Source organism: Sulfitobacter sp. 1A10359 (assembly GCF_043558145.1).
Lineage (GTDB): Bacteria > Pseudomonadota > Alphaproteobacteria > Rhodobacterales > Rhodobacteraceae > Sulfitobacter > Sulfitobacter faviae.
In genome coordinates this window covers 531,425-551,536 of sequence record NZ_JBIFGB010000003.1, presented here as the reverse complement: position 1 = coordinate 551,536, position 20,112 = coordinate 531,425, and the positions used below count along the sequence as shown (strand labels likewise).

Sequence of the window (20,112 nt, the reverse complement as noted above, 5' to 3'; positions counted from 1 at the left end):
ATATGCTGAGACTGCCCTCGCGCCATGCGCGGGCCTGCCTGATCGTCGGGCTGCTGGCGGGGCTGGCCCTGCCCAGCCTTGCGGCGGCGCTGGCCGGGTGGCTGCCGCAGATGGTGGCGGCCCTGCTGACGATCACCGCGCTCAGGATCGGGCACCGCGCGGCCCTTGGGGCAGTGCGCGATCTCATCTGGGGGCTGGCCTCGGTGCTGGCCTTGCAGACGCTCCTGCCCCTGCTGCTGCTGGGCGGCTTCGTGCTGGCCGGGCTGGGGCAGACCCCTGCGGCACTGGCCGTGACCCTTGCCGCGGCGGCCCCGGCGCTGACGGGCAGCGTGAACCTCGCCCTGTTGATGCGGCTCGACGCGGGGCGGATGATGCAGCTGATGGTGCTGGGCACCGCCGCCTTTCCGCTGACCGTCCTGCCGGTGCTGGCAGCCCTGCCGCAACTCGGCCCGGCCTCGGAAATCGCCCTCGCCGCCCTGCGGCTCTTGGCGGTGATCCTTGGCGCGACGGGGCTGGGCTTTGCCCTGCGCCATGTCTTTCTGCCCCATCCCACCCCGCGCCAGACCGAGGCGCTGGACGGCGCATCGGTGCTCGCCTTCTCGGTCATCGTTGTGGGGTTGATGGCGGCGCTGAACCCCGCGCTGCGCAGCGATCCATGGGCCGTGGCGGGCTGGACGCTGCTGGCCTTCGCCCTAAGCTATCTGTTGCAGGCGGGCACGTTGCTGCTGACCCGGCGTGGCCCGCTGCGCGCCGTGGCCGGACCACTGGCGATCGGCGCGGGCAACCGCAATATCGCGCTGTTTCTCGTGGCGCTGCCTGCGGATGTCATCGCGCCGCTGATGATCTTTATCGGCTGCTGGCAACTGCCGATGTATCTGACCCCGGTGCTGCTGCCGCGCCTTTACGAAAGGATGCTTCGCAATGACTGACTGGCCCCGCATCCGCAGTGTCGGCCTCTCCGGCCTATTGGTCACCTTTGCCGAGAAGATGTCCGAACCGGCCAACCGCGCCGCCCTCGCCTTTCGCGCGGCGGTAGAGGAACAGGACTGGCCCGAGGTGAGCGAGACGAGCACCTCGCTGGTGTCGACCTTCGTGCAATTCGAGGTCTCCCAAGAGGCCATCACCACGATGACCGACCGCCTGCGCGGACTGCTCGAAACCCGCGACTGGTTCGCCGAAGCCCTCCCCGCCGGGCGCAGCCTGTGGCATGTGCCCACGGTCTATGGCACCGATCTGGCCCCCCAGTTGGAGGAGGCCGCCGAGGCCGCGGGCCTCGACCCCGACACGGCCATTGCGGAACTGTCGCAGGCGCGGGTCCGGGTGCTGACCATCGGCTTCGCCCCCGGGCAGCCCTACATGGGCGAACTGCCCCCGCATTGGGACATCCCGCGCCAGCAGGGGCTGACGAAATCGGTGCCGCCGGGGTCGCTGGTGGTGGCCATTCGGCAGCTGATCATCTTCACCAATGCCTCCCCCACCGGCTGGCGGCACATCGGCCAGACCGCTTTTCGCACCTTCCGCCCGGGCAGCGACATGCCCTTTCCGCTGTCGCCGGGCGATGAGTTGATCTTTCCGTCGATCACCCGGCAAGAGTTCGACCGCATCGCCGACGACCCCACCGGCGGCGCGGAGCGGGAGGCGCTGACATGAGCGGCACGCTGACCATCCATCAAGCCGGTCCGGCCATGACCATCCAAGACCTTGGTCGCCCCGGCTATCGCGCCGTTGGCCTAACCCACGGCGGCGCGGCGGACCCGACTGCCCTGCACGAAGGGGCGGCCCTGCTGGGGCAAGATCCCAACAGTGCCGCGCTGGAGATGGCCGGGAGCGGCGGCAGTTTCGAGGTCGATCAGGACACCCGCATCGCCCTGACCGGGGCGCAGATGCAGGTGAGCATCGACGGCGAGCCGATTGCATGGAACGCCAGCCACCTTCTGCCCGCCGGGGCCAAGCTGACCATCGGCGGCGCGCGGGACGGGGCCTATGGCTACCTCCATGTCGGCGGCGGGCTTGACGTGGCGCCGGTGATGAACGCGCGTGCCAGCCATCTGGCCGCTGGCATCGGCGCGCTGCTGCAAAGTGGTGAGACTCTGCCGCTAGGGGTCGATAAGGGCGGTGAGGCGAACCTCACCCTGGCCCGCGACAGCCGGTTCGGGGCCGAGCGGGTGCGCATCGTCGCCTCCATGCAGACCGATGCCTTCGACGAGGGAACCCGCCAGCGGTTCACCGAAACGACCTTTCGCCGTGATCCGCGCGCCAACCGCATGGGCGCACGGATGGATCATGACGGCGAAGGTTTTGCCACCGGCGGGCAGTTGACCATCGTGTCCGAAGTCATCACCCCCGGCGACATCCAGATCACCGGCGACGGCGCGCCCTTCGTGCTGATGTGCGAATGCCAGACCACCGGCGGCTACCCCCGCATCGGCACGGTGATCCCCTGCGACCTGCCGATCGTCGCCCAAGCCCAGCCGGGTGCTGCGCTGCAATTCGCCTTCGTCGACCTCGACGAAGCGCTGGCCGCCGAGACGCGCCACCGCGCCGACCTCGCTGCCCTGCCCAAGCGCCGCCAACCGCTGTTGCGCGACCCGGCGCGGATTCGCGACCTTTTGGGCTATCAACTGATCTCCGGCGTGGTTTCAGCCACTACCGACCCCTTCGAGAAGGAGCAGACATGACCACCGTCGATCTAAACGCCGACATGGGCGAAAGCTTTGGCCCTTGGAAAATGGGCGACGACGCGGCGCTTCTGCGCGTCGTGACCTCGGCCAATATCGCCTGTGGCGGCCATGCAGGCGACGCCGACGTGATGGCGGCCACGATGCGCATGGCACATGAAAACGGCGTCGGCATCGGCGCGCATCCGGGGTTCATGGACCTCGCCGGTTTTGGCCGCAACCGCCTCTCGGTGCCGCGCGGCACCTTGCAGAATCAGATCCGCTATCAGGTCGCCGCGAGCGTCGGCATGGCGCGCAGCGTCGGCACGCAAGTGCGGCACCTGAAGCTGCACGGGGCGCTGGCGAATATGGCGTCTGAGGATGAGGAACTGGCCCGCGACCTCTATGAGGCAGCGCTGAGCGTGGCGCCCGACCTCATCGTCATGGTGCTGGCCGCCACGGCGCAGGAGGCGGCGGTGAAATCACTGGGCTGCAAATGGGCCGGGGAGATCTTCGCCGACCGCGCCTATAACGACGACGCGACGCTGGTCGACCGCAGCAAGCCCGGTGCGGTGATCCACGATGCGGAAGCGGCAGCGGCGCGGATGGTCGAGATGGTCAAGGCAGGCGCGATCATCACCGAGAGCGGCAAACACATCCCCAGCCGGATCGACACGATCTGCCTGCATGGCGACACCGCAGAGGCCGTTCAAATCGCAACCGCCGTCCGCAAGGGTTTGCAGGACGGCGGCGTAACTTTGGCAAAGTTCAGCGGCAGCGTTTAGCTGCGCACCAGCTTTTCATAGTCCAAAGCGATCTCACGGGTCAGCGCGCCGACCTCAAAGTTCCAGTCGCCGATCTGCCCCACCGGGGTCACTTCGGCGGCGGTGCCAGTGAGCCAGCACTGCTCGAAACCTTCCAACTCTTCGGGCATGATGTGGCGCTCGTGGACCTTGATGTTCTTCTCGCGCAGCATGTCGATGACGGTCTGCCGGGTGATGCCGTTGAGGAAGCAATCGGGCGTCGGCGTGTGCACTTCGCCATCCTTGACGAAGAAGATATTCGCGCCCGTCGCCTCGGCCACATAGCCGCGGTAGTCATACATCATCGCGTCCGAGCAGCCCTTCGCCTCGGCCGCATGTTTTGACATGGTGCAGATCATATAGAGACCCGCCGCTTTGGCATGGCTCGGGATCGTCTCGGGCGAGGGGCGCTTCCATTTGGAGATGTCGAGCTTGGCGCCCTTCATCTTGGCATCGCCGTAATAGGCACCCCATTCCCATGCTGCGATAGCCATGCGGACCGGGTTGCGGGCCGAGGCGACACCCATGTCTTCGCCCACACCACGCCAAGCGACCGCACGCACATAGGCGTCTTGCAGGCCAGAGGCGGCGAGGACTTCGGCCTTGGCAGCTTCGATCTCATCAATGGTGTAGGGGATCTCAAAGTCGATCATCTCAGCCGAGCGCTTGAGCCGTTCGGAATGCTCGCGGCTTTTGAAGATTTTGCCGTTGTAGGCGCGCTCGCCCTCAAACACCGAAGACGCATAGTGCATCGCATGGGTCAGGATGTGGACGTTGGCCTCACGCCAATCCACCATTTCGCCATCCATCCAGATGTGTCCATCCCGGTTGTCATATCCGCCTGCCATGGTGTTTCCCCTCCAAATGACGCGCTATCTTTTCAAAAATTGCGCAACAATCGGCAGATGCAGACATTTAATTGCGCAAAACACGAGATTCGATAGCCTTTCACTATTGGAATGTCAACAACGCTGACGTAAACTGATCCCCAACAGGCCCGAGAGAGAATGAGACACACTATGGCTGACGGGCGCATGATGGCCCCTAGCAGCGGCGACAGCCTGCTGTTTTTGACGGATGAACAACTGCGGCAGGGGATCGAGGCGATGTTCTTTGCCTATCGCGGCTTCACCGCCGATCCTGACCGGATTCTGGCCGATATGGCCTATGGGCGCGCGCATCACCGCGCCATCCACTTCATCAACCGCGCCCCCGGTACGACGGTGAACAACCTGCTCAATATCCTCGGGGTCACGAAACAATCGCTCAACCGTGTCTTGCGCACGTTGATCGCCGATGGTCTGGTGCAGAGCAAGGTTGGCCGCAATGACAAGCGCGAGCGGCATCTGTTCCTGACCGACGAGGGTCGCACGCTGGAACAGGAGCTATCAGACGCTCAGCGCGCGCGCATGCGGTTGGCCTTTCGCACCGCCGGACCCGAAGCCGTGGCCGGTTTCAGAACGGTATTGGAGGCCATGATGGACCCCGAAATGCGCCAAAGCTTTGACCGGCTGCGCGAAAGCGCCCCATGAACGATCTCGACCCGCACCTGCTGGTCGTCGACGACGATGAGCGGATTCGCAGCCTGTTGAAGAAGTTCCTGATGCGGAACGGTTTTCTGGTCAGCACGGCCCGCGATGCGGCCCATGCGCGGCGGGTGCTGGCGGGGTTGGAATTCGACCTCATCGTGCTCGACGTGATGATGCCCGGCGAAGACGGCATGGCCCTGACCCGCGCTTTGCGCGAAACCCTGCAAACCCCGATCCTGCTGCTGACCGCCAAGGGCGAGACCGACAACCGCATCGAAGGGTTGGAGGCCGGGGCGGATGACTACCTGCCCAAACCCTTTGAGCCAAAAGAACTTCTGCTGCGCATTAACGCCATCCTGCGCCGAATGCCCGACACCACTGCTGCCGACACCGCGCCAAAGGTGCTGTCGCTCGGCGTGATCCGCTATGACATGGAGCGGGGGGAGATGTGGCAGGGCGACGATCTGGTGCGCCTCACCGCGACCGAAGTTCAACTGATGAAGATCTTCGCCGCCCAGCCCTGTGTCGCGCTGAGCCGTGCCAAATTGGTCGAGGAACTGGGCCGCGACCGGGGGCAAGCGCAGGAACGCGCGGTCGATGTTCAAATCACCCGCCTGCGCCGCAAGATCGAGAGCGACCCGAAACAGCCGCAATACCTGCAAACCGTGCGCGGCGCGGGCTATATGCTGGCCCCGGACTGACCTAGGCCCGCCTGCTCAAACGGGCCGGTGAAATTCATCACGCAAGCCCGCTGGCAATGCGCGGCGCGAAGTTCTATTGTCGCGCGAAATTCCGAAAACGAGGCGCGCAATGTCCGACACACCCGTAGAAGAGATGAACTTTGAGACCGCCATGACCGAGCTTGAGAAAGTCTTGGGCCAGCTTGAAAACGGCAATGTCGCATTGGACGAAAGCATCGCGCTTTACGAACGCGGGGCCAAGCTTAAGGCGCGCTGCGAGACCAAGCTGAAAGAAGCTGAAGAGAAGGTCGCCGCGATCACGCTTGACGGCGATGGCAACCCGAATGGGCTGAAACCCGTCGAAGGGCTTTGACCGCCCACATGCAAGAGACCACCCCCCGTCCCTTGGCAGAGGCGCTTGCCCATGCCCGCGATCTGGCGCAAGCGCAGATCGACACAGCACTCGGCACCTATGATGGCCCTGTGGCCGAGGCGATGCGCTATGCCTGCGGCGGCGGCAAGGGGCTGCGCGGCTTTCTGGTGATCGAATCCGCCCGGCTGCATGGCATCGCCCCCGGCATGGCCGCCCCTGCGGCGGCGGCGATCGAGGCGCTGCACGCCTATTCGCTGGTGCATGACGACCTGCCCTGCATGGATGACGACGATCTGCGCCGGGGCCAGCCCACAGTGCACCGCAAATGGGATGAGGCCACTGCCGTTCTGGCCGGTGACGCGCTGCAAATGCTGGCCTTTGAACTCCTTGGTCAAGCGCCCTGCCCTGCAGAGGCGCGTCTGACCTTGATGACCAGCCTCGCCCAAGCGGCAGGCGTCGGTGGCATGGTCGGCGGTCAGGCATTGGACATTGCCGCCGAGACCGCCCCCGCCCCGCTGTCGCTGGCCGAGATCACGGCGCTTCAGGCAGGCAAGACCGGCGCGTTGATCGAATGGTCCGCGATGGCCGGGCCGCGCATGGCGGATGCCGATGCCTCCGCCCTTGGGGCCTACGCCAAACACCTCGGCCTCGCCTTTCAGATCGCGGATGACATCCTTGATGTCGAAGGCGACGCCGAAACGGTCGGCAAGGCGGTCGGCAAGGACGACGCGGCGGGCAAGGCCACTTTCGTGTCCCACCTCGGGCTGGCCGGGGCCAAGACCCGCGCCGCCGAATTGGTGGACATGGCCTGCGACGCCCTATCTGAATATGGACCAGAGGCGCAGAGCTTGCGAGCCGCTGCCGCCTTCGTTATTGCCCGCGACAGCTAGCCGGGCGGCACATGCGCCAATGCGGCACCAGAGAGGCCCCGATGAGTGACAAACCCGCCACACCCCTGCTTGATCAGGTCACCCGCCCTGCGGACCTGAAACACCTGTCCGATGCCGAACTGACCCAAGTCGCGCGCGAACTGCGGGCCGAGACGATCTCGGCCGTGTCGGAAACCGGCGGGCATCTCGGCGCGGGGCTTGGCGTGGTGGAATTGACCGTGGCGCTGCACGCGGTCTTCGACACGCCGCGCGACAAGATCATCTGGGACGTCAGCCACCAGTGCTACCCGCATAAGATCCTGACCGAACGCCGCGACCGGATCCGCAGCCTGCGCATGAAGGACGGGCTGTCGGGCTTCACCAAACGCAGCGAATCCCCCTACGACCCCTTTGGCGCGGCCCATAGCTCGACCTCGATCTCAGCCGCGCTTGGCTTTGCCGTGGGCCGCGATCTGGGCGGCGTGATCCCCGAAGGTCTGGGCGACGCGATTGCCGTGATCGGCGACGGCGCGATGTCTGCCGGCATGGCCTATGAGGCGCTGAACAACGCGGGCGACCTGAAGAAACGCCTGATCGTCATCCTCAACGACAACGAGATGTCCATCGCCCCGCCCGTCGGCGCGATGTCGAGCTACCTGAGCCGCCTCTACGCCGAAGCGCCGTTTCAGGATTTCAAAGCCGCCGCCAAGGGCGCGGTGAGCCTGCTGCCCGAGCCCTTCCGCGAGGGGGCCAAACGCGCCAAGGATATGCTTAAAGGCATGGCCGTGGGCGGCACGCTCTTCGAAAACCTCGGGTTTTCCTACCTCGGGCCGATCAACGGGCATGACATGGACCAGTTGCTGCCGGTGCTGCGCACCGTGCATCAACGCGCGACCGGGCCGATCCTGATCCACATCCAGACGCAGAAGGGCAAGGGCTATGGCCCTGCTGAGGCCGCGCGCGACCGCGGCCATGCCACGGCCAAGTTCAATGTGGTGACGGGCGAGCAAAAGAAAGCCCCCTCCAACGCGCCGAGCTACACCCGCGTTTTCGCCGATAGCCTGCTGGCCGAGGCCGCCGAGGATGACAAGATCTGCGCCGTGACCGCTGCCATGCCCGATGGCACCGGCCTCGACCTTTTCGCCGAACGCCACCCCAGCCGCTGCTTCGACGTGGGCATCGCCGAACAACACGGCGTGACCTTCTGCGCGGGTCTCGCCGCGGCGGGGATGAAACCCTTCTGCGCGATGTATTCCACCTTCTTGCAGCGCGGCTACGACCAAGTCGTGCATGATGTCGCAATCCAGCGCCTGCCGGTGCGTTTCGCCATCGACCGCGCGGGGCTCGTGGGCGCCGACGGGCCGACCCATGCGGGCGCCTTCGACGTCGCCTTCCTTGCCAATCTGCCCGGTTTCGTGGTCATGGCAGCCGCCGATGAGGCCGAGTTGCGCCATATGGTCGCCACCGCCGCTGCCCATGACGACGGCCCCATCGCCTTCCGCTATCCGCGGGGCGAGGGGCGCGGGGTCGAGATGCCGGAGCGCGGCACGCCGTTGGAAATCGGCAAGGGCCGGATGATCCGCGAAGGCAGCAAAGTCGCGCTTTTGTCCTTTGGCACGCGGTTGGAGGAGGTCGAGAAGGCCGCCGAACGACTTCGGGCCAAGGGCATCACCCCCACCATCGCCGATGCCCGTTTCGCCAAGCCGCTGGACCGTGAGATGATCCTCAAGCTCGCCCACGACCACGAAGCGCTGATCACCATCGAAGAGGGCGCAGTCGGCGGCTTCGGCAGCCATGTCGCACAGCTGCTGGCGGATGAGGCGGTGTTCGACAAGGGGCTCAAGTTCCGCTCCATGGTGCTGCCCGATACCTTCATCGATCAGGCCAGCCCGGCGGATATGTATGCCGTGGCGGGGATGAACGCCGAACAGATCGCTGCCAAGGTGCTCGAAGTGCTGGGGATCGGCGACTTGGACGCACAGCGCGCCTAACTGGCGGCGGTCAGCACCAGCAGGCCACCCGCGACCAAGGTGATCACGACACAGACATAGCCCAAAAGCACGAAAAGCCCGTCGCGGGTGAACAGCCCAAACACCAAGAGGGCAACGGTGCCCGCTCCCAGCGATGACATCATCGGCAGCACCTCCATAAAGGGCCAACCGAGCGGGATGATCGTGACCACCACCAGTGTGATGAACCGCATCGGCCCGGTGGTGAGGAACTGAAGGCGCGGCTTGCAACGCCCGTCGACGAAAGCGCAAGGACGGCGCAGAAAGCGCACGCAGCCGCTCAACCGATGGCCCGCCACCTCACGCCGCAACAAGAACTGTGGCATCCAAAGCCTGCGCCGTCCGGTCACGGCCTGCACGGCCAGCAAGATGATCGTCACCGCCGCGAGGGTCGAGACGCCGGGAATGCCCGACAGGGGCGAGACCAGCAGCAAGGCGACGATCAGGATCAGGGGGGTGATCGAACGGTCCCCGATCTCATGCAGCACGTCGTTGATCGACACCGCTTCCTTCTCTGCCGCGCGCTCCATGCTATCCAGCAAATGGGCCAACGTGTGTTCGTCTTGACGCATTCAGAGCCTCTGGCGGTGCCTCGGATTCAGTCTTCCGCCTCCAGCAGCGCGGCCAGACCAGAGCGGTAATCGGGATAGATCGGTTGCCAGCCCAACGCCGCCTTGGCGTGATCGTTCCGGACCTTCTTGCTCTCCGCGTAAAAGCTGCGAGCCATGGGGGTCATCTCGGCCTTGTCGAAGTCCACCGCCGGGGGCAAGGGCAGGCCCAAAAGCGCGGCGGCATGGCCGATCACATCCTGCGGCGGGGCCGGATCATCGTCACAAAGGTTATAGATCGCCCCCGGCTGCGGTTTGGCCAGCGACAGGTCCAGGGCTTGGGCGATATCCTCCACATGAATACGCGAGAAGACCTGCCCGGGCTTGATGATGCGCCGCGCCGTGCCTTTGCGCACCTTGGCGAATGGTCCGCGCCCGGGGCCGTAAATGCCCGCGAGCCGGAAAATATGCAGCGGCAGGCCGGGGATCGCACTCCATGCCGCTTCCGCCTGCACCCGCGCCGCGCCGCGCCGGGTGGAGGGGGTGAGCGGTGTCGTCTCATCCACCCAATCGCCCCCATGGTCACCGTAAACACCGGTGGTCGACAGATAGCCAACCCACCGCAAATGGGGGGCCGCCGCGGTGATTTCATCCTGTAAATCCAGCAGAACCGGATCCCCCTCCGGCCCCGGCCCGGCAGAGACCAATAGGTTGGGCACCTCTTGCAAAAGCGGAGACAGATCGCTGCCGGGCCAGACCATCGGCTCCACCCCCGTCGCTGCGATCTCATCCAGTTTTTCGCGGCTACGGGTCGTGCCAATGATGCGCCAGCCCTGCGGGAGCAACCGGGCCGCCAAGGCCCGCGCGCTATAGCCATGGCCGAGGGAAAGAAGCGTTTTATCCATACCGCCAAAGTGGCCCGCTTGGGCCGCAACCACAAGCGGCAAGCGGTGGATTTACTCTTTCAGGAGGTCGATCCGCTGCGATCATTAGAACCTGCGCGATTAACCCCGGTGCTCCGTTGGTAGCGAGCCTGCCATGCACTTCGCTATGAGGACCTTCGCAATGCCTCAGGCGGGGCGAACCCCTCAACCCAACGGTAGACCACCTGACGCGCCAGCGCTTCGTCATTCGCCACCAGCGCTTCGCGCAGATCTCGCAGGGCAGAGGCGATTTCGAGTTCGTGCAGCCCGTTTTCCCGCGCGGAATAGATTTTGGGATGGGCCGTATTGATCAGCAGACCGCTCAACGTGAGCTCTTCGGTCATCTTTTCGCCGGGGCGCAGACCGGTGATCTCAATCTCGATATCGCCATCGGGGTTGTCTTCGTCCCGCACCGTGTATCCGGCGGTCTCGATCACCTGCCGGGCCAGTTTGAGGATCGGCACGGGTTTGCCCATGTCCAGAACAAAGACCTCGCCCCCTTGGGCCAGCGATCCGGCCTGTAGGACCAAGCGCACGGCCTCTTCGACCGTCATGAAGTAACGCGCCACCCCGCGGTCCGTCACCGTCAACGGGCCACCGCGGCTGACCTGCTCTTGGAACAGTGGCACGACCGACCCGGAGGACCCCAGAACATTGCCGAAGCGGACCATGGAGAAGATGACACCGCCCGGACCGCCATATTTGCGCGCCATATCCTGAATGACGAGTTCGGCAAGCCGCTTGGACCCGCCCATGATATTGGTCGGGCGCACGGCCTTGTCGGTGGAAACGAGGATGAAACGCTCCACCCCCGCCCGGGCCGCCTGTTCGGCCAGAGCATGGGTGCCGAGGACATTGTTCACCAGCCCCGACAGCGGGTTCGCCTCGACCAAGGGCACATGTTTATAGGCCGCGGCATGAAGGACCACATTGACCCCGTGTTGCGACAGCACTTTGCGCAGCTGCCGGGTATCCGTCACCGTCCCCAAGACCGAAACGATTTCGATATCGCTGCCCTCGGCCAACTGGCGGATCTCCATGTCGGCGTTATAGAGGGCCAGTTCGCTCAACTCGAAAAGCACCAGTTTGGTGGGCCGACAAAGCAACACTTGGCGGCACAGTTCCGACCCGATGGAGCCGCCTGCCCCCGAGACGAAAACCACTTTACCCGCATAGCTCTCGCCCCCTTCGTTGATCAAAGGGGTGACCTCATCCCGGTTCAAAAAGCGGCTCGGAGAGACGGGGGAGAGCTTGTCGACCAAAGCCTCTTCGCCGATCAGCTGCGCGAAGGAGGGGAGGGTCTGCACCTCAAGACCTAGCTTTTCCAACCGCCGAGCGATCTGGGCCTGTTTGGGGGTGCTGAGCGAAGGCACGGCAAGCAGCACGCGGTCGATCTGCTTTTCGACGGTAAGTTCAGCGATGCCCCCTGGGGAATAGACCGGCAGCTTCGAGACGTTGAGCCCCTGAAGCGCGATATTGTCATCAACAAAAGCAATCGGTTCGATCGTTTCATGGCCGCGCAGGGCCGAAACCAGTTGCGTCCCCGTGGTGCCTGCGCCGTAGATCAAAACGCGGCACCGCGCGTCGCCCGTCCGGTAGATTTGCAACACGATATGCAACAAGATGACCCGCGACAGGACCACCAGAGAGAAAAAGATCGCCCCGAACATCACATGTACGCCGATTGGGAAATCCAGTCCCAGAAGGGTCGCGCCCAGCAGAGATACGGCCGCAAGGATAGTCCCGAGTATTGCGGTGCTTCCGACCGCTGCGGTCTCGTAGGCGTTGAGTTGTGTTGTGCAAACCCCCAAGCGGATCGAAACGATTACGCCGACGATCAGGGTAATGGGTAGCGTGAGGGCATAATTCAACAAGGCATCGACGAAGGGTTCAGGTAGCCCGCGCACCGCCAGAGCGATGATGGCAGCTAACAGGATCAGGCAGGAGTCAAGCGTCAGCATGATCACGCGCTTTTGCCGCTTGGTCAGCGACTTGATAATGCTCAGCATGCGCCGTCTCCTGCTTACGAGTATATTAGCCGCAGCGCGGCCGAAACCTATTAGTAGCTCTCTTTTGTCCATGGAGCTTTTCGAGAGCGCCAAGAAGCGCAAAAACAGTAAATAGCGCTTAATGTATCACCATTCGAATCTGCATTCGCTTAAATTTTCAGCAAATAATGCCATGATTTTGTGAGGAACACCAATTCTTAACTAATTTGCCCGTCAACACTCTGCTGACAACCACAAACATTAACTGCTGCGAAAGAGGTTGCTAATGGTTTGAAACACCAGATCAAAGTCGTAGCATATGCTTTGATGGCGCTGATAGATCAGATCAAGCTGCGCCTTGCGCGGGACGCAGGTGCGACAATAGACACGATCGGTCTCTGCTGCGGTCTCGCAGTGCGACAGCAGCCGTTCTTCATGTTTGTGGTAGCGGATCGTGGCCAATCCGGTCACGCCGGGCCGGGATTTCAGGACTTCGGCATAGACCTCGGGAAAACGCTCAACATATTCGCGCAGCGGCGGGCGGGGGCCGACAAAGCTCAGATCACCGCGCAGGATGTTCCACAGCTGGGGAAACTCATCCAAGCGCCGCGCCCTGAGCCATGCGCCCGTGGGGGTGATCCGCGCGGCCTTGTTGCCGCCCGATACGCCCTGATCCTCTTCGGCCACAGTCATCGTGCGCAGTTTCCAGAGCTTGAAACTCTCTTCCGGCGTTTTCATCCGTTCGGCCACATGGAAAAGTGGCCGCCCCTCTTTGACCAGCAGCCAGACCAGCAAGCCCAGCAGGATCGGCCCCAAGATGACAACGAGAAGGCTGGCGAAGAACAGATCGAAAATGCGCTTGCGCCAAGTCATTGATGGGTCTTCATCGTTTGTTCATATCCTGCTGCCATTCCTGCACCAAACCGGCGGGCGTTTGAGTTTCTGGCGTGAAATCGACGTGGCGTTCAAGTGCATTCGTATCCAGCCGCACCTCGGGAATGGCAGCGGCAGGGGCGGGTTTGGGCTCCCACGCCAGCCCCGCCGCATCCAGCAACGCGCCCATTTCCACCGCGCCGGGGGCCGCGATGTTCAGAATGGGCGGCAGTTTGACTGCTTGGCAAAGCGCGTGAAGCACCCGCGCCAAGGTCACCGGCCCGATGTAACTGCGGCTTGGCGTGCGACCATTGGGGAAGCGATCAATTTGCATGCCCGGCCGCCAGCCGCCGAGGATCGCATCCGCCCCCGCTACGTTGCCGATCCGTAGCGCGGTGACTGCGGTCTCGCCGCTCGCCTCTTGCACCGCCTTTTCCATCGCAAGCTTCTGTCGGCCGTAGTCCGACAGCGGAGCGCAGGACAGGTCCTCTCGCAGCGGGCCGTCCTCTGCACCGTAGACCGCCGCCGATGAGGCGACGATAAGCCGCGGGACCCCCGCCGTCTCTGCCAGTTTCAGCGCAGCTAAGGCGAGGGTCGCGTTATCTCCCAAGGCAGCACCCCCAGCCCCCGCCCGGGCTGGCGTCACACCCGCCAAAGAGATGATCGCTCCTGCCCCACTTGCGGCTGCGAGGGCTGCATCGCTTGGGCTCTCTTCCGCATTCGGCAGCTTGAGATCATAAAAGCCGGGCCGCGGCTCTCTCGACTGGCTGCGCAGCGCCTCCGGCTCTGGCCAATGGCGGCGCAGCATGCCGCCCAGCCGCCCCGTCGCGCCAAGCAAAAGCACATCGCCAGATGCCAGAACCCTGCCCGAAAGCGCATTGCCCATTGAAATCATTGACGCCATAAGTTCAGTCATTATCCTGTCGAATTAGAATTGTAATCATAGGCCGCGCAGGCAGCATTCTGCGAGACCCGTTATTTTACATTAGACATTGATCAAATACCCCGGTTTGCCGGTAAAACATTCGGAAGCGATGCGCATCTTATGAAGCACCTCAGCAAGCTGTTCCTCTCGATCCTGCTGGCATCTTCTCTCGCGGCCTGCGCAAACCTTCCGCGCGGTGCCGCCATTCAGAAAGAGGTGACACGGGCGGCGGAGACTCCAGATGCGGATATCGCTGTCTATCCGGTAACCCATGCCTTTCTGCCCCATGTTGCCCATTGGCCCCGAACCGATAGTAAGCGCCATAGTTGGATCGGCGCCAGCCGGGGATCGAATGCCCAAGTCATCCGCCCCGGCGATCGGCTGGACCTTTTGGTCTGGGACAGCGGCGATAACTCCTTGCTGACCTCTCCGGCTCAACAAGTCGCCACACTGCCCGGCATTCGCGTCTCGGAAAGCGGGACCATCTTCATGCCCTATATCGGCAAGGTCAAAGTCTCTGGCCGCACACCGGATTCGGCCCGTCAATTGCTTCAACGGCAGCTTGAGGGGATCGTGCCCTCCGCACAGGTGCAACTGGCGATGACCGAAGGACGCGGCAATTCGGTGGACCTCGTGGGCGGGGTCAACAAGCCCGGCAACATCCTGATGCCAGACAACAACTTCACCGTTCTCGCTGCAATCTCAGCTGGCGGCGGCGTGCTCTCCAGTATCGAAAACCCGCAGGTCAAACTGCTGCGCGGCGCCAATATCTATACCACCTCGATCGACCGGCTTTACGAGAACCCAAGCCTCGACACCCGGCTGATCGGGGGCGATAAGCTGATCATCGAAGATGACCGCCGCTACTTCCTGTCGCTGGGTGCCGCCGGGCGGGAGGCACAGTTTCCCTTCAACCGCGACGAAGTCTCGGCACTGGATGCATTGGCAATCATCGGCGGGGTGAACGAATCCCGCGCCGATCCCGAAGGCATCCTGATCCTGCGCGAATACCCCGCCAGCGCGGTGAGTGCGGGCGTGCGCGGCCCGCGCCGCACGCGGGTGGTGTTCACGCTGGATCTGACCACATCCGACGGGCTGTTCTCGGCGCGGAATTTCCATATTCAATCCGGCGATCTGGTGCTCGCGACGGAAAGCCCGCTGTCGGACACCCGCACCATTCTGGGCCTTGTCGGTTCGGTCTTCGGGCTGGTGAATACCGCCGGCAACCTCAGCAACTGACCCTAGCCGATCCGCTTGCCCTCGGGCACCAATGCGTTGATCTGCGCGAGGTGTTCGGGCAAGCAGCGGGTCAGGAAATCGTAATTCTCAACCACATGGGCCCGCGCCGCCGGGCCGAGATGGGCGTGATCCTGCGGATGGGCGAGCACCTCTACCACCTGCGCTGCCAACGCATCGGGGTCGAAGAAATCCACCAGCAGGCCGGTTTCACCGTGGGTCACGGCCTCGCGCACCGGGGCCACGTCAGAGGCGACGATCGTGGCCTGCATCGACATGGCCTCGAGCAAGGACCAAGACAGCACGAAGGGCATCGTCAGATAGATGTGACAGCGGCTGATCTGCACGAGCTTCTTGAAGTCGGGATAGGGCACTTTGCCCACGAAATGCACGCGGTCCCAATCGACCCTATCCTGCAACTCCGCCGCCATCTCTCCGCGCAGACCGCCGGGGTGATCGCTCTGCTTGCCGTAGGAGACCTCATTGCCGCCGACGATCACCACCCGCGCATGGGGCCGCTCGGCCAAGATACGCGGCAGGGCGCGCATCATCGTGTGAAAGCCGCGGGTCTTTTCCAGATTGCGCGCGACATAGGTGATGATCTCATCCTCGCGCGTGACGGGCCGCGCCAAACGCCCTAGACGCAGGCTCACATCTGGGTCGGGCAAGAGCTGATCGGTGCGGATGCCATCATGACAGACATAAAGCTTGCGGTGAAAGCTCTCGGGAAAACGGTCGCGCTGCCAATAGGTCGGGCAATGGCCCAGATCGACGGTTTCAATATTGGCCAGCGGTACGATGTTGCGGGCATGGTTGAGGTAGGGCGCATGGGCCGAGATTTTCTCGGCTGGGTCAAAGCCCACCATCCCGCCGGTCATGTTATAGTAATACTCGAAATAACCGATGATCGGCACATCCGGCCAAAGCTGTTTGAAGAAACTCAACTCCCCCCAGCCGACGTGACCAATGATGATGTCAGGGCGAAATCCCTCTCGCGTTTCGATCTGCTGGGCGGCGTTGACGGCACCGAACCCATTGCCTGAGGCTTCCTCCCAAATGCGCGAGAGACCATAGGCCTTCTCGTCGGGGCGGTGATGGGGCCGGTAGACACGGGTTTCGACCCCCGGCAGCTGCGGCGCATTTTGACGTTGGGTCAGAAAATAAATGCGATGCCCGCCCGCCTGCGCCAGCCATTGTATCAACTCCCGGTATTGGCCGGGCATGTTCTGGTGCACAAAGAGAAAATTCATATAATCGTTCCGTAAATGCCTTGCGCGCCAGTTAGCCGCAAGCGGCGCGCTCTGGCAACATCGCGCGCCCTTTCCGATGGCGTGATCGCTTGAACCTCCCCCGGCCCTATGTCACCTTTGGACATGACAGATAAAACGTTCCCCTCTTGGCCCGATGTGGCCGCGCAATTGGTCGAGGTCGCCGCCGGACGGCGCGCGGCCGATACGATTATCACCGGCGGCACATGGGTGAATGTGCACACCCGCGAATGCCTGCCCGACCATGACATCGCCATCGCCGCCGGGCGCATCGCCTTCGTCGGGCCTGATGCCAGCCATTGCCGCGGCGATGATACCCATATCATCGAGGCCAAGGGCCGCTACATGGCGCCCGGCCTTTGCGACGGGCATATGCATATCGAGAGCACGATGCTCACCCCCGCCGAGTTCGCCCGCGCCGTGATCCCGCATGGCACCACCTCGGCCTTCACCGACCCGCATGAGATCGCCAATGTGCTGGGCCTCGACGGCGTGCGCATGATGCATGACGAAGCGTTGATGCAGCCCATCAACATCTTCACGCAGATGCCATCCTGCGCGCCTTCCGCCCCGGGGCTGGAAACCACGGGTTTTGAGATCACCGCCGAGGACGTGGCAGAGGCAATGACGTGGCCCGGCATCGTGGGTCTGGGCGAGATGATGAACTTTCCGGGCGTCAGCAACGCCGATCCGCAGATGCTGGCCGAAATCGCGGCCACGCAACGCGCGAACAAGACCGTGGGCGGGCATTACGCCTCCCCTGACCTCGGCCCCGCCTTCGCCGCCTATGTGGCAGGCGGCCCGGCGGACGATCACGAGGGCACCTGCGAGGCCGACGCCGTGGCGCGGATGCGGCAGGGCATGCGCTCGATGATCCGACTCGGTTCTGCGTGGTACGACGTGAAGACGCAGATCACCGCGATCACCGAGAAAGGGCTCGATCCGCGCAACATGATCCTGTGCACCGATGACAGCCACTCGGGCACCATCACCAACGAGGGCCACATGAACCGCGTGCTGCGCCATGCCATCGACTGCGGCTGCGACCCGCTGGTGGCGCTGCAGATGGCAACGCTCAACACCGCCACGCATTTCGGGCTGGAACGCGAGATCGGCTCGCTCACCCCGGGCCGCCGCGCCGACGTGATCCTGACCTCGGACCTTTCGAGTTTCCCGGTCGAGATGGTGATCGCCCGGGGCGAGGTCGTGGCCGAAAGCGGCGACTGCCTTGTCGATTGCCCGCATTACGACTGGCCCAGCAGCGCGCGCAACACCGTGAACATGGCGCGCGACCTCGCGGCGGCGGACTTTGACATCCCCGCCCCCGAGGGCGCCAATGCCGTCACCGCCAATGTCATCGGCGTGGTCGAGAACCAAGCCCCGACACGGGCGCTGAAGTTCGAACTGCCGGTGACCGAAGGCCGCGTGCAGGGCACCGGCGAGGTCTGCCAGATCGCGCTGGTCGAGCGCCACCGCGCCACCGGCACGGTGACCAACGCCTTCGTCTCGGGCTTCGGCTACGAGGGGCGCATGGCGATGGCCTCGACCGTGGCGCATGACAGCCACCATATGATCGTCGTCGGCACCGATGCCGAGGAGATGGCCCGCGCCGCCAACCGGTTGCGCGAAGTGGGTGGTGGCATCACCATCTTCCGCGAGGGCGAGGAACTGGCGCTGGTGGCTTTGCCGATCGCCGGGCTGATGTCCGACCGCCCCGCCGCTGAGGTCGCCGCCGATGCCGAAGCCCTCGTTCAGGCGATGATCGACTGTGGCTGCAAGCTGAATAACGCCTATATGCAGCACTCGCTTCTGGCCCTCGTGGTGATCCCCGAACTGCGGATCTCGGACCTTGGGCTGGTCGATGTGCAGAAATTTGAAATCATACCTTTGTTAGAGCCGCAAACATGACAACGATCCTGACCCCGGACACCCCGAACCCGGAAAGCTTCCGCGATGCGACCGCTGCCGTGGACCGTCTGACCGAACTCTATCAGCAGGCCACCACCTTCTTGCGGGAGTCTTTTGCCAAGGCGATGGAGAGCTCGGCCCCCGATGCCCGCGTCCGCGCCTTTTACCCTGAGCTGCGGTTTCGCACCTCCTCCTATGCGCATGTGGATACGCGGCTGTCTTTCGGGCATGTCTCCTCTCCCGGCACCTTTGCCGCGACGATCACCCGGCCCGATCTGTTTCGGAACTACCTGATCCAGCAAATCGGCCTGTTGATCGAAAACCACGACCAGCCGGTGATTGTCGGCCCTTCGACCACGCCGATCCCGGTGCATTTCGCCATGTCCGGCGATAACGCGCTGAACGTGCCGCAGGAGGGGGCGGCGGACTTCACCCTGCGCGATGTCTTTGACGTGCCGGATCTGTCGACCACCAATGACGATATCGTCAACGGCACCTATGTGCCCGAGGATGACGTGCGCCCGCTTGCACCCTTCACTGCGCAGCGGGTCGATTACTCCCTCGCGCGGCTGGCGCATTACACGGCCACGGATCCTGAGCATTTCCAGACCCATGTGCTGTTCACCAACTACCAGTTCTATGTGACGGAGTTCGAGCAATACGCCCGCGAGATGCTGCGCGACCCGGAAAGCGGCTATACCGCCTTCGTCTCGACCGGCAATGCCGAGATCACCGACCCCGATGCGCCCTTGGCCGAAACGCTGAAGACGCCGCAGATGCCGACCTATCACCTCAAGCGGGCGGATGGGTCGGGTATCACGCTGGTCAACATCGGCGTCGGCCCGTCCAACGCTAAAACGGCGACGGACCACATCGCCGTGCTGCGCCCCCATGCTTGGCTGATGGTCGGCCACTGTGCCGGGCTGCGCAATACGCAGGCTCTGGGCGACTTTGTGCTGGCGCATGGCTACCTGCGCGAGGATCACGTTCTGGATGACGACCTGCCGGTCTGGGTGCCGATCCCGGCGCTGGCCGAGATCCAGATCGCGTTGGAGCAGTCGGTGGCGCAGGTCACGCAGTTGGAGGGCTATGAGCTCAAGCGCATTATGCGCACCGGCACCGTCGCCACCATCGACAACCGCAACTGGGAACTGCGCGACCAATCCGGCCCGGTGCAACGGTTAAGCCAATCCCGCGCCGTGGCGCTGGATATGGAAAGTGCCACCATCGCGGCCAACGGCTATCGCTTCCGGGTGCCCTATGGCACGTTGCTATGCGTGTCGGACAAACCGCTGCATGGGGAGTTGAAACTGCCCGGCATGGCCTCGGACTTCTACAAAACCCAAGTCGCCCGCCATCTGATGATCGGCATCCGCGCCATGGAGTTGCTGCGCCGCATGCCGCTGGAGCGGATCCACAGCCGGAAACTTCGGTCCTTCGACGAAACGGCGTTCCTATAGGGCTAGAAACAGCGGAAAATCGCATGTTTTCGCGTTTATAGCGCCACAATTCGTTGTGTTATC

The 20,112-nt window shown here is 63.6% G+C and carries 19 protein-coding genes; 12 read left to right on the top strand and 7 right to left on the bottom strand.

What is annotated here, in order from left to right:
* Window positions 1–2 precede the first annotated feature (2 nt).
* From ACGYK2_RS11060 to ACGYK2_RS11045, 4 genes are read left to right on the top strand one after another with little or no spacing between them, the layout of a single operon-like run.
* Window positions 3–929 (top strand): hypothetical protein, encoded by a 927-nt coding sequence (locus ACGYK2_RS11060; RefSeq protein ID WP_271688757.1) that lies wholly within the window; start codon window positions 3–5, stop codon window positions 927–929.
* The gene (locus ACGYK2_RS11055; protein ID WP_271688756.1) at window positions 922–1,650 is read left to right on the top strand and encodes an allophanate hydrolase subunit 1; all 729 of its coding nucleotides are present in this window, start codon (window positions 922–924) and stop codon (window positions 1,648–1,650) included. The genes ACGYK2_RS11060 and ACGYK2_RS11055 overlap by 8 nt, the downstream gene beginning before the upstream one ends.
* Window positions 1,647–2,678, top strand: coding sequence for a biotin-dependent carboxyltransferase family protein (locus ACGYK2_RS11050; RefSeq protein ID WP_271688755.1), 1,032 nt, complete (start codon window positions 1,647–1,649; stop codon window positions 2,676–2,678). The genes ACGYK2_RS11055 and ACGYK2_RS11050 overlap by 4 nt, the downstream gene beginning before the upstream one ends.
* Complete coding sequence (locus ACGYK2_RS11045; protein ID WP_271688754.1) at window positions 2,675–3,442, top strand: LamB/YcsF family protein; 768 nt, start codon at window positions 2,675–2,677, stop codon at window positions 3,440–3,442. Before ACGYK2_RS11050 ends, ACGYK2_RS11045 begins: the two co-directional genes overlap by 4 nt.
* On the opposite strand, the gene ACGYK2_RS11040 is transcribed toward ACGYK2_RS11045, so the two are convergent.
* The gene (locus ACGYK2_RS11040; protein ID WP_271688753.1) at window positions 3,439–4,308 is read right to left on the bottom strand and encodes a branched-chain amino acid aminotransferase; all 870 of its coding nucleotides are present in this window, start codon (window positions 4,306–4,308) and stop codon (window positions 3,439–3,441) included. The genes ACGYK2_RS11045 and ACGYK2_RS11040 overlap by 4 nt on opposite strands.
* A gap of 171 nt (window positions 4,309–4,479) precedes the next feature.
* On the opposite strand from ACGYK2_RS11040, the gene ACGYK2_RS11035 reads away from it, so the two are divergent.
* The 5 genes from ACGYK2_RS11035 (at window position 4,480) to dxs (ending at window position 8,902) form a co-directional block, all read left to right on the top strand.
* The gene (locus ACGYK2_RS11035) at window positions 4,480–4,992 is read left to right on the top strand and encodes a MarR family winged helix-turn-helix transcriptional regulator (RefSeq protein WP_271688752.1); all 513 of its coding nucleotides are present in this window, start codon (window positions 4,480–4,482) and stop codon (window positions 4,990–4,992) included.
* A complete protein-coding gene (locus ACGYK2_RS11030; protein WP_271688751.1) occupies window positions 4,989–5,690 on the top strand; it encodes a response regulator in 702 nt (233 codons plus the stop codon). The genes ACGYK2_RS11035 and ACGYK2_RS11030 overlap by 4 nt, the downstream gene beginning before the upstream one ends.
* Before the next feature lie 109 nt (window positions 5,691–5,799).
* Entirely contained in the window at window positions 5,800–6,042 is a 243-nt protein-coding gene (locus ACGYK2_RS11025; RefSeq protein ID WP_271688750.1) for an exodeoxyribonuclease VII small subunit, read from the top strand.
* 8 nt (window positions 6,043–6,050) lie between these two features.
* On the top strand, window positions 6,051–6,932 hold the full coding sequence (locus ACGYK2_RS11020; protein WP_271688749.1) for a polyprenyl synthetase family protein: 882 nt from the start codon (window positions 6,051–6,053) through the stop codon (window positions 6,930–6,932).
* A 41-nt stretch (window positions 6,933–6,973) separates the two neighbouring features.
* Complete coding sequence (gene dxs / locus ACGYK2_RS11015) at window positions 6,974–8,902, top strand: 1-deoxy-D-xylulose-5-phosphate synthase (protein WP_271688748.1); 1,929 nt, start codon at window positions 6,974–6,976, stop codon at window positions 8,900–8,902.
* Here dxs and ACGYK2_RS11010 read toward each other — a convergent pair.
* The 5 genes from ACGYK2_RS11010 to ACGYK2_RS10990 form a co-directional block, all read right to left on the bottom strand.
* Window positions 8,899–9,492 carry an exopolysaccharide biosynthesis protein gene (locus tag ACGYK2_RS11010; RefSeq protein ID WP_067264997.1) on the bottom strand — a complete coding sequence of 198 codons (594 nt, stop codon included), beginning with the start codon at window positions 9,490–9,492 and terminating at the stop codon, window positions 8,899–8,901. The two genes, dxs and ACGYK2_RS11010, sit on opposite strands and share 4 nt — an antisense overlap.
* Window positions 9,493–9,518: 26 nt before the next feature.
* The gene (locus ACGYK2_RS11005; RefSeq protein WP_271688747.1) at window positions 9,519–10,373 is read right to left on the bottom strand and encodes an SDR family oxidoreductase; all 855 of its coding nucleotides are present in this window, start codon (window positions 10,371–10,373) and stop codon (window positions 9,519–9,521) included.
* 143 nt (window positions 10,374–10,516) lie between these two features.
* Complete coding sequence (locus ACGYK2_RS11000; protein ID WP_271688746.1) at window positions 10,517–12,400, bottom strand: nucleoside-diphosphate sugar epimerase/dehydratase; 1,884 nt, start codon at window positions 12,398–12,400, stop codon at window positions 10,517–10,519.
* A 240-nt stretch (window positions 12,401–12,640) separates the two neighbouring features.
* Complete coding sequence (locus ACGYK2_RS10995) at window positions 12,641–13,252, bottom strand: sugar transferase (protein WP_271688745.1); 612 nt, start codon at window positions 13,250–13,252, stop codon at window positions 12,641–12,643.
* A gap of 10 nt (window positions 13,253–13,262) precedes the next feature.
* A complete protein-coding gene (locus ACGYK2_RS10990) occupies window positions 13,263–14,168 on the bottom strand; it encodes an NAD(P)-dependent oxidoreductase (protein ID WP_271688743.1) in 906 nt (301 codons plus the stop codon).
* Window positions 14,169–14,297: 129 nt separating this feature from the next.
* On the opposite strand from ACGYK2_RS10990, the gene ACGYK2_RS10985 reads away from it, so the two are divergent.
* Entirely contained in the window at window positions 14,298–15,416 is a 1,119-nt protein-coding gene (locus tag ACGYK2_RS10985) for a polysaccharide biosynthesis/export family protein (protein ID WP_271688742.1), read from the top strand.
* A gap of 2 nt (window positions 15,417–15,418) precedes the next feature.
* Here ACGYK2_RS10985 and ACGYK2_RS10980 read toward each other — a convergent pair whose 3' ends face one another.
* A complete protein-coding gene (locus ACGYK2_RS10980) occupies window positions 15,419–16,663 on the bottom strand; it encodes a glycosyltransferase family 4 protein (RefSeq protein WP_271688741.1) in 1,245 nt (414 codons plus the stop codon).
* A gap of 123 nt (window positions 16,664–16,786) precedes the next feature.
* Here ACGYK2_RS10980 and ade point away from each other — a divergent pair, with 123 nt between their 5' ends.
* Entirely contained in the window at window positions 16,787–18,589 is a 1,803-nt protein-coding gene (gene ade, locus ACGYK2_RS10975; RefSeq protein WP_271688740.1) for an adenine deaminase, read from the top strand.
* Window positions 18,586–20,049, top strand: a complete 1,464-nt coding sequence (locus ACGYK2_RS10970) for an AMP nucleosidase (protein ID WP_067262140.1) — start codon at window positions 18,586–18,588, stop codon at window positions 20,047–20,049. Before ade ends, ACGYK2_RS10970 begins: the two co-directional genes overlap by 4 nt.
* Window positions 20,050–20,112 lie beyond the last annotated feature (63 nt).

Coding starts and splice junctions, on each gene's coding strand:
- ACGYK2_RS11060 (WP_271688757.1), top strand. CDS start 3: ATGCTGAGACTGCCCTCGCGCCATGCGCGGGCCTGCCTGATCGTCGGG.
- ACGYK2_RS11055 (WP_271688756.1), top strand. CDS start 922: ATGACTGACTGGCCCCGCATCCGCAGTGTCGGCCTCTCCGGCCTATTG.
- ACGYK2_RS11050 (WP_271688755.1), top strand. CDS start 1,647: ATGAGCGGCACGCTGACCATCCATCAAGCCGGTCCGGCCATGACCATC.
- ACGYK2_RS11045 (WP_271688754.1), top strand. CDS start 2,675: ATGACCACCGTCGATCTAAACGCCGACATGGGCGAAAGCTTTGGCCCT.
- ACGYK2_RS11040 (WP_271688753.1), bottom strand. CDS start 4,308: ATGGCAGGCGGATATGACAACCGGGATGGACACATCTGGATGGATGGC.
- ACGYK2_RS11035 (WP_271688752.1), top strand. CDS start 4,480: ATGGCTGACGGGCGCATGATGGCCCCTAGCAGCGGCGACAGCCTGCTG.
- ACGYK2_RS11030 (WP_271688751.1), top strand. CDS start 4,989: ATGAACGATCTCGACCCGCACCTGCTGGTCGTCGACGACGATGAGCGG.
- ACGYK2_RS11025 (WP_271688750.1), top strand. CDS start 5,800: ATGTCCGACACACCCGTAGAAGAGATGAACTTTGAGACCGCCATGACC.
- ACGYK2_RS11020 (WP_271688749.1), top strand. CDS start 6,051: ATGCAAGAGACCACCCCCCGTCCCTTGGCAGAGGCGCTTGCCCATGCC.
- dxs (WP_271688748.1), top strand. CDS start 6,974: ATGAGTGACAAACCCGCCACACCCCTGCTTGATCAGGTCACCCGCCCT.
- ACGYK2_RS11010 (WP_067264997.1), bottom strand. CDS start 9,492: ATGCGTCAAGACGAACACACGTTGGCCCATTTGCTGGATAGCATGGAG.
- ACGYK2_RS11005 (WP_271688747.1), bottom strand. CDS start 10,373: ATGGATAAAACGCTTCTTTCCCTCGGCCATGGCTATAGCGCGCGGGCC.
- ACGYK2_RS11000 (WP_271688746.1), bottom strand. CDS start 12,400: ATGCTGAGCATTATCAAGTCGCTGACCAAGCGGCAAAAGCGCGTGATC.
- ACGYK2_RS10995 (WP_271688745.1), bottom strand. CDS start 13,252: ATGACTTGGCGCAAGCGCATTTTCGATCTGTTCTTCGCCAGCCTTCTC.
- ACGYK2_RS10990 (WP_271688743.1), bottom strand. CDS start 14,168: ATGACTGAACTTATGGCGTCAATGATTTCAATGGGCAATGCGCTTTCG.
- ACGYK2_RS10985 (WP_271688742.1), top strand. CDS start 14,298: ATGAAGCACCTCAGCAAGCTGTTCCTCTCGATCCTGCTGGCATCTTCT.
- ACGYK2_RS10980 (WP_271688741.1), bottom strand. CDS start 16,663: ATGAATTTTCTCTTTGTGCACCAGAACATGCCCGGCCAATACCGGGAG.
- ade (WP_271688740.1), top strand. CDS start 16,787: ATGACAGATAAAACGTTCCCCTCTTGGCCCGATGTGGCCGCGCAATTG.
- ACGYK2_RS10970 (WP_067262140.1), top strand. CDS start 18,586: ATGACAACGATCCTGACCCCGGACACCCCGAACCCGGAAAGCTTCCGC.